The sequence below is a fragment of the Corallococcus sp. 4LFB genome, from assembly GCF_046520365.1.
In the GTDB taxonomy this organism is placed as follows: Bacteria; Myxococcota; Myxococcia; order Myxococcales; family Myxococcaceae; genus Corallococcus; species Corallococcus caeni.
The window spans coordinates 1-2035 of the sequence record NZ_JBKGHJ010000865.1 but is presented as its reverse complement, the minus strand read 5'-3'; the positions used below and the strand labels follow the sequence as shown (position 1 = coordinate 2035).

General features: G+C 72.1%; 1 protein-coding gene and 1 pseudogene. One reads left to right on the top strand and one right to left on the bottom strand.

Annotated elements, in window-relative coordinates:
* Positions 1-607 (bottom strand): annotated as a pseudogene (locus ACLEQD_RS42110) (DNA helicase); the annotation flags it as partial.
* 326 nt (positions 608-933) lie between these two features.
* On the opposite strand from ACLEQD_RS42110, the gene ACLEQD_RS42105 reads away from it, so the two are divergent.
* Positions 934-1773 carry a hypothetical protein gene (locus ACLEQD_RS42105; protein WP_410391575.1) on the top strand — a complete coding sequence of 280 codons (840 nt, stop codon included), beginning with the start codon at positions 934-936 and terminating at the stop codon, positions 1771-1773.
* Positions 1774-2035 lie beyond the last annotated feature (262 nt).

The window sequence follows — 2035 nt, the reverse complement described above, 5'->3', positions numbered from 1 at the left end:
CGCCCGCGAGCACGGAGGCCGCGTCGCGCCCGCGCGAGTGCCAGCGGCCCTGGGCGTCGCGCTGGAGCAGGTGCGGGCCGGTGCTGATGCGGGTGAGGACGCCCTTCTCGATGATGACCAGCCGGCGCGCCTCCACGTCGCCCTCGGAGAGCCGGTCGCCGAAGTACTCCTCGAACGCGTCGCCCTCCTCGTAGTTGTAGAAGACGCGCGCGACGGGGGCGAATCTCCAGTCGATGACGCGCACCCCGGCGGCGAGGTTGGCGAAGCTGGTGCGGCCGAGCAGGTAGTCGCGCGCGCCCGTGGGGCCGGACAGCCGCAGGTGCGCGAAGTAGGGCGCGTTCGCGTCCGGCAGGGGCACGGTCTCCTGCCGCTCCAGCATGGAGCGCACCTCGTTCATCTGGGTGAAGACGTGCGGCAGGTCCGCGGCGTGCGCCGTGGTGGCGTCGTCGCGCAGGACCTGGAGCTGGGCCATCAGCCCCTGCGTGTCCAGCGTGCGCTCCGCGGCCTGGCGGCGCGCTTCGGACAGCGCCTGCTGGACGCGGGACAGCAGGGCCTCTTCCTCGGCGATGAGCGCGAGCGCCTCGGGCGACAGCTCCTGGCCGGCCATGATGTCTTTCCTTTCCGCCCGGGGGCGTGGGTGGCCGTGCAAGGTGAACGCTGGTCAGCGCTGGGTCAACCCGTTGGATTTTCGGGCCGTCTTGCTATGGTGAGGATCGCGGTTGACGCGCCCATCATGGGCTCCAGGGCGCTCCCGCACCGGCTTCCCATCCACCCCACCAGGTTGCCTCCCCAGGGGGTGGGGTAGATGTCCGCGACTGGTCGCGGACCCGGGGTGTCTGTCGAATGGCGGCGCGCGCCGGGGGAGGGTGGCTTCTAACGGCCCGCGCGGCTTGCTTCCGTCCGTCCCCATCCCGAACACGGAGGATGCACCGGATGACCTCGAAGAACGCGCCGTTCCGCTGGATGCTGTCGCTCGCCGCCTCGCTGGGAATCGCCACGTCGGCGGGGGCGCAGGAGCCGGAGCCCCAGACGGAGTCGGAGACGACGACCACCACCACCACGAAGACGACCCAGCAGGAGCTGTCGGAGGCGATGCGGCCGGAGGGGCCCACGGGGCTGGAGTTCGCGGTGAGCGGCAACGTGGGCTTCGGCCTGGGCTACGTCTACACGAACGGCCAGGCGCCGTCCGGCGGCCTGGAGGACCTGAAGATCACCGACTCCGCGAAGGTCTCCTTCCCCATCATCGCGGAGCTGGGCTTCCGGGTGACGCCCCGGTTCTACCTGGGCGTGTGGGGCAGCTGGGAGGCGGTGCTGACCAAGACGAACGACCTGTCGTGCCCGGAGGGCTTCGACTGCTCCACCTACCAGTGGCGCGTGGGGCCGGAGGTCCGCTACCACCTCCGGCCGGGCGCGAGCTTCGACCCGTGGATTGGCCTGGGCGTGGGCCTGGAAATTCTCAAGAGCCACGTGGAGGGGGACACGCAGGTGCAGGCCGCGCCGGGCGTGTTCGTCCCCGCGAACGTGGACACGCACGTCACGGACCGGGGGCCCACCATCGCGCGGCTCTCGCTGGGCGGCGACGTGCGCGTGACGCGCGCCCTGTCGGTGGGGCCCATCATCACCGCGTCCGTGGGCCAGTACACGGTGCGCACCGGGACGCAGACGGTGGACATCACCGGCGTGGGCAGCCGCGACCAGGGGCTCACGCCCGTGGATGACGGCTTCCACGCGCTGTTCACCCTGGGCATCCGCATCGCCGTGCTCCCCATGTAGCGCGGGCGGGCGCCGGAAGGAGCGGGACGTTTCCTGGAACCTGGGGGCCGGGGGTGGTGTCTTGGGGCGCGACTCCCCACCTCCCCCCGAGGGATGCATGTCTCGCAAGGTGTTCGTCGTCGTGGCCGGGCTGGCGCTCCTGCTGGCCTGGGGCTTCATCTGGATGCGCGCCTCCGCGCCGGTCGCGGCGGCGCGCGACGTGACCGTGGCGCACCCCGTGCCTCCCGCGTCTGCCCAGGCGCGGGCCCCGCGGCAGGAGGGG

Excerpts from the sequence above, each read along its gene's own strand:
- ACLEQD_RS42105 (WP_410391575.1), top strand. The coding sequence starts at position 934 with ATGACCTCGAAGAACGCGCCGTTCCGCTGGATGCTGTCGCTCGCCGCC.